Source organism: Brevundimonas sp. GN22, from assembly GCF_054824005.1.
Map to the genome: position 1 here is coordinate 1 of NZ_JSYD01000038.1, position 5530 is coordinate 5530.

The window sequence follows — 5530 nt, forward strand, 5'->3', positions numbered from 1 at the left end:
GTCACTTTGCCCGCGGTGAAACCCATATAGGCCAAAGCCTTGGCATCGGATTCCGACTGCGGCTGCGGGGCGGGGGTGCCGATGGGGGCGGCGGCATCAGGGGTGGTGCCCCACGTCGCCATCGGACGGATGGCCGAGCCTTCCAGACGCACTTCCTTGTCGAATACTGCGCCTTCGTCGGTGGCCAGCGAAAGCCAGTCCTTGGCCGCGGCCTCATAGTCAGCGGGTACGTGCTTGCGACCGCGCAGCCAGTCGATGGTGGTGGCGTCGGGTGCAATCATGCCCGCACGCGCCCCCGCTTCGATCGACATGTTGCACAGGGTCATACGCCCTTCCATGTCCAGCGAGCGGATGGCCGAGCCAGCGTATTCGATCACGTAGCCGGTGCCACCGCCGAAGCCGATTTCGGCGATGATGGCCAGCGCCACATCCTTGCCCGAGACGCCCGGTTGCAGTTCACCGTCAACGGTGACACGCAGAGTCTTGGCGCGGCGTTGCAGCAGGCATTGCGTTGCCAGCACATGGCCGACTTCCGAGGTGCCAATGCCAAACGCCAGAGCGCCGAAGGCACCGTGGGTTGCGGTATGGCTGTCGCCGCAGACAACTGTCATGCCCGGCTGGGTCAGGCCGAGTTCCGGCCCCATGACGTGAACCACGCCGCGCTGGTCGCTATCCCATCCGGCCAGTTCGATGCCGAAGCGTTGGGTATTGGCTTCCAGCGTTTCGACCTGTTTTTGGGCCTGATCGGTGATGTAGGGACGCTTGCCATCCGGTCCTGCGGGCAGGGTCGGGGTGGAGTGGTCCAAAGTGGCAAAGGTGCGGTCCGGACGGCGCACCTTCAGGCCGCGCGCATCCAGTTCGGAGAAGGCTTGGGGCGAAGTGACCTCGTGGACCAGATGCAGGTCCACATACATCACACCCGGCGTCGCGTCGGTTTCCTCAACGACGACGTGGCGCTCCCACACCTTTTCATACAACGTCTTAGGCTGGCTCATGTTGGCGCTCCGAGACGGTTTTGGCGGTGTGGATCGGCTCCAGCCAGCCGTAGCGGTCCGGCGTCGTACCATCGAACAGGCCGCGGAAGGCCTTGTTGATGGCCTTGGTCACAGGGCCGGGCCCAGCGGCCCGGGTGGTGATGCCGTCAACAGAGCGAACAGGGGTGATCTCGGCAGCGGTGCCGGTCATGAAGACCTCGTCGGCCACATACAGGCTCTCGCGGGTCATGGTCTGTTCGCGGGTCTCGTAGCCCAGACCGCGGGCCAGCTTGATGACGCTGTCGCGGGTGATGCCCTGCAGGATCGAGGAAGACGACGGCGGGGTCATCAGCACGCCATCGCGCACGACGAACAGGTTCTCGCCAGCGCCCTCGGACAGCAGGCCGTCCGTGCCCAGGGCAATGCCTTCGCCATAGCCGCCCTGACGGGCTTCGCGACCGATCAGATAGCCGGACAAATAGTTGCCACCCGCCTTGGCTCCGGTCGGGATGGTGTTCGGGGCTACGCGGTTCCAGCTGGAGATGCAGGCATCGATGCCCTTCTCCAGAGCTTCCTCGCTCAGATAGGCGCCCCACGGGAAGGCGGCGATCATAACGTCGGTGGTGATGGCTTCGGGCGACGGGGTCACACCCATGCCGCAACCACCCAGAAACGCCAGCGGGCGGATATAGGCCGACTTCAGACCTTCTGAGGCGACGGTGTCACGGCAGGCCTGCACCAGTTCCTCGACCGAATAGGGCATGGGGAAGTGATAGATGCGGGCGCTGTCGTGCAGACGCGCGACGTGGTCGGTCAGGCGAAAGCCGCACGGACCGTTCGGCGTGTCATAGACGCGGATGCCCTCGAACACCGAGGTGCCATAGTGAAGCGCATGGCTCATCACATGGACGGTGCAGTTCTCCCACGCCGTCAGTTTTCCATTGAACCAGATTTGCTTGGCCAGCGGCTTCATAGTTTGGTCGTCCAGTCTTGCGGCCGAGGCCGCGGGTTACTCTTAGAAAGGGATCAGGCGGCGTTGGCCGAGGCCGGAGCCTCGATGCGTCGCACGCCGAACAGGCGGTCAATCTGGCGGCCCAGATTGTCGATGCAGCGGGTGCCGTCACGGCTGGCCACAGTTAGGGCCAGAGTGCGCCAGTCGCCCACCTCGTTCATATTCATGCCGTGGATCTCGAACCCACGGCGCTCCACGAGGCCGATCAGACGCTGCAGCGAACCCTCAGCGCGGTCGATCTGGATATGGATCGTGTTGCTCATCGTGAGCCCTCCATCATTTCAGCGTTGTTCTTGCCCGGCGGAACCAGCGGCCAGACGTTGTCTTCGGGATCGATGATGACGTGCATCAGGATCGGACCATCGGCGGCCAGCAGGCGGTCGATGCCTTCCGAGACCTGATCTTTGGCGTCGATGCGGAAGGCGGGGATGCCGAAGGCCTCGGCGACCTTCACGAAGTCGGGGTTGTCGGACAGGTCGACCTCGGAGAAGTTTCGCTCGAAGAAGAACTCCTGCCACTGGCGCACCATGCCCAGACGCGAGTTGTCCAGCAGCACGATCTTCAGCGGAATGTTGAAGCGGTTGACCGTGGCCAGTTCCTGAATGTTCATCATCACGCCACCGTCGCCGGTGATGGTGACGACGCAGGCACTAGGGTCGGCCAGCTTGGCCCCGATGCCCGCAGGCAGGCCAAACCCCATGGCCCCCAGACCACCCGAAGTGATGTGGGCTTGCGGACGCGAGAACTCGCAGTGCTGGGCGACCCACATCTGGTGCTGGCCGACATCGCAGGCGGCGATGAAGGAGGGGCCAGCCTTCTTCGACAGTTCGTCCAGCAGGGCGGGCGCATAGATGCTGTCACCCGGTGCATTATAATTAACCGCACAGGCGGCCATTTCGGCACGGCATTTATCGGCCCATTCGCCGACGCTGATGGCGGTGCCGGATTGCAGCTCGCGGTTCAGCGCTTCCAGATTGGGGCGCAGATCGCCGACAACCGGAACGGCGACGGGGCGCAGCTTGCCAATCTCGGACGCATCGACATCAAAGTGGATGACACCTGCATTGGGGGCGAACTCGGCCAGCTTGCCGGTAGCGCGGTCGTCGAAACGGGCACCGACAACGATCAGCAGATCGGAAGCCTGAACAGCATCATTGGCGGCGCGGGTGCCGTGCATGCCCAGCATGCCAAGATAGTTGTCCTGACCGGTCGGGATGGTGCCCAGCGCGTTCAGGGTCGAAACCTGCGGGATGCCGGTCAGACGTGCGAACTCGCGCACGGCTTCGACCGCGCCGGAAATCTTCGCACCGCCGCCTATATATAGAATGGGACGCTTTGCGATGCGGATAACCTCGGCAGCGGCCATGATCGCGGCGCTGTCGGCAATGCCGTTGTCGTTCGGCAGGTGGAAGGCGCGAACGCTGTCGGTCTGCTGGAACTGGATGTCCTTTGGCAGGTCGATCAGAACCGGACCGGGACGGCCCGTGCGCGCAATATGGAAGGCCTCTTCGATGATGGCCGGAACGTCGGCGGCATCGCGGACCAGATAGGAGTGTTTCACCAGGGGCATGGTCACGCCCATGATGTCGACTTCCTGAAACGCGTCGGTGCCCATGACGGCCTGCGGAACATTGCCCGTGATACAGACCATGGGAACCGAATCCAGCATGGCATTGGCGATGCCGGTGACCAAGTTGGTGGCACCGGGACCAGAGGTGGCCATGCAGACGCCGACCTTGCCCGAGGCGCGGGCATAGGCATCGGCGGCGAAGGCCGCGCCTTGCTCATGGCGGCACAGATAGTGACGCACGCCCGATCCGGCGATGGCGTCATAGATCGGCATGATGGCCCCGCCCGGATAACCGAACACCACATCCACGCCCATCCGCTCCAGAGTGGAGACGACGAGGCTGGCACCGGTTTGGGCGGTGGTCTCGTTGGCGGGCATTTGAATGGTGGCGACAGTCATCTGGGCGGGGTCCGTGGGGGATGCCGATTAGGCGGCTTGAGGTTTGGCAGCCTGCAACCAGGCCATACGTTCACGCAGACGGGCACCGACCTCTTCAATCTGGGTGTCGCGGTCGACCTGCATCAGGCGCTCGTATTCCGGCTTGCCTTGCTCGTTCTCCTCGATCCAGCGACGGGCGAACTCACCGGACTGGATGTCGTTCAGAACGTCCTTCATGCGGTCAGCGGTCTCGTCGTTGACCACGCGCGGGCCCGAAACCAGAGCGCCCCATTTGGCGGTCTCGGAGATGAAGTGGTGCATCTTCGAGATGCCGCCTTCGTAGAACAGGTCCACGATCAGCTTCAGCTCGTGCAGGCATTCGAAGTAGGCGATCTCGGGCTGGTAGCCAGCGTCGACCAGAGTGTTGAAGCCACGGATGACCAGTTCCTTGGCACCGCCGCACAGGACGGCCTGTTCACCGAACAGATCGGTTTCGGTTTCTTCGCGGAAGGTGGTTTCCAAGAGGCCGCCGGTCGCGCCGCCATTGCCCTTGGCATAGCCCATGGCACGGTCACGCGCCTTGCCGGTGACGTCCTTCTCGATAGCGAACAGCGACGGCACGCCGCGACCGCGTTGGAACTCGCGGCGGACCAGATCACCCGGACCCTTCGGCGCCACCAGAATGACGTCCATGTCTTCACGCGGGGTGATGCGACCGTAGATGATCGAGAAGCCGTGTGCGAACAGCAGGGCCGATCCCTTCTTGGCGTTCGGCTCGATGATCTCTTTATAGACTTCGGCCTGAACCATGTCGGGCGTCAGGATGGCGATGATGTCGGCGTCCTTGACCGCTTCGGCAGGCTCGGCGGTGGTCAGGCCGTCTTCGGTGGCGTGTTTCCAGCCGATGCCGCCATGACGAACGCCGACGATCACGTCATGGCCCGAGTCCTTCAGGTTCTGGGCGTGGGCGCGGCCTTGCGAGCCATAGCCGATGATAGCGATCTTCTCGCCGGCGATAGCGCCCGGCTTGATGTCTTCGTTGGTATAGATGGTGATGGCCATGATCAGGCGTCCTCGGAAACGGTGTCGGTTTGGGCGATGGCTTGGTAGCGATCCGGCGTTTGCGCCGGAGGCGGGTTCGGGATGGTCACGGCACCTTGCGAAGCCGAGGCAACACTGGCGCGGTATTTGGCGAAGACGCCGCGAGCCTCGCGCAGTTCACGCATGGTGAAGGCGGCGCGGCGGGCGGTCAGGTCGGCATCGGTGTCGATGCGGCGGTTGGTGACGTCGATGGTGATGGTGTCGCCGGTTTCGATCAGGGCGATCGGGCCACCGACAGCAGCCTCCGGCGAAACGTGGCCTGCAACGAAGCCGTAAGACGCACCCGAGAAGCGGCCATCCGTCAGCAGGGCGACGTTCTCGACCTTGCGACCTTTCAGAGCGGCGGTGATCTGCAGCATCTCGCGCATGCCGGGGCCGCCCTTGGGGCCTTCGTAGCGGATGATGATGACGTCACCTTCGCCAGCGGTGCCAGACTGGACGGCGGCGAATGCCTCTTCTTCAGAGTCATAGACCTTGGCCGGACCGGTGAAGCGA

Annotated in this window: 5 protein-coding genes and 1 pseudogene; all 6 read right to left on the reverse strand. The window is 63.6% G+C overall.

Translation table 11 applies throughout. From position 1 onward, the window contains the following. Window positions 1-995, reverse strand: a 995-nt coding sequence (locus OB03_RS06080) for an aconitase family protein (RefSeq protein WP_461343531.1), incomplete at its 3' end; no start/stop codon positions are given. Continuing rightward, window positions 982-1947 carry a branched-chain amino acid transaminase gene (locus OB03_RS06085; RefSeq protein WP_461343532.1) on the reverse strand — a complete coding sequence of 322 codons (966 nt, stop codon included), beginning with the start codon at window positions 1945-1947 and terminating at the stop codon, window positions 982-984. The genes OB03_RS06080 and OB03_RS06085, both read right to left, overlap by 14 nt. Before the next feature lie 53 nt (window positions 1948-2000). After that, complete coding sequence (locus OB03_RS06090; RefSeq protein ID WP_461343533.1) at window positions 2001-2249, reverse strand: ACT domain-containing protein; 249 nt, start codon at window positions 2247-2249, stop codon at window positions 2001-2003. Then, window positions 2246-3955: an acetolactate synthase 2 catalytic subunit gene (gene ilvG / locus OB03_RS06095; protein WP_461343534.1), complete on the reverse strand. Its 1710-nt coding sequence runs from the start codon at window positions 3953-3955 to the stop codon at window positions 2246-2248. The genes OB03_RS06090 and ilvG overlap by 4 nt, the downstream gene beginning before the upstream one ends. A gap of 27 nt (window positions 3956-3982) precedes the next feature. Continuing rightward, the gene (gene ilvC / locus OB03_RS06100; RefSeq protein WP_461343535.1) at window positions 3983-4990 is read right to left on the reverse strand and encodes a ketol-acid reductoisomerase; all 1008 of its coding nucleotides are present in this window, start codon (window positions 4988-4990) and stop codon (window positions 3983-3985) included. Between the two features lie 8 nt (window positions 4991-4998). Further along, window positions 4999-5530 (reverse strand): annotated as a pseudogene (locus tag OB03_RS06105) (dihydroxy-acid dehydratase); the annotation flags it as partial.

Excerpts from the sequence above, each read along its gene's own strand:
- ilvG (WP_461343534.1), bottom strand. The coding sequence starts at position 3,955 with ATGACTGTCGCCACCATTCAAATGCCCGCCAACGAGACCACCGCCCAA.
- OB03_RS06085 (WP_461343532.1), bottom strand. The coding sequence starts at position 1,947 with ATGAAGCCGCTGGCCAAGCAAATCTGGTTCAATGGAAAACTGACGGCG.
- OB03_RS06090 (WP_461343533.1), bottom strand. The coding sequence starts at position 2,249 with ATGAGCAACACGATCCATATCCAGATCGACCGCGCTGAGGGTTCGCTG.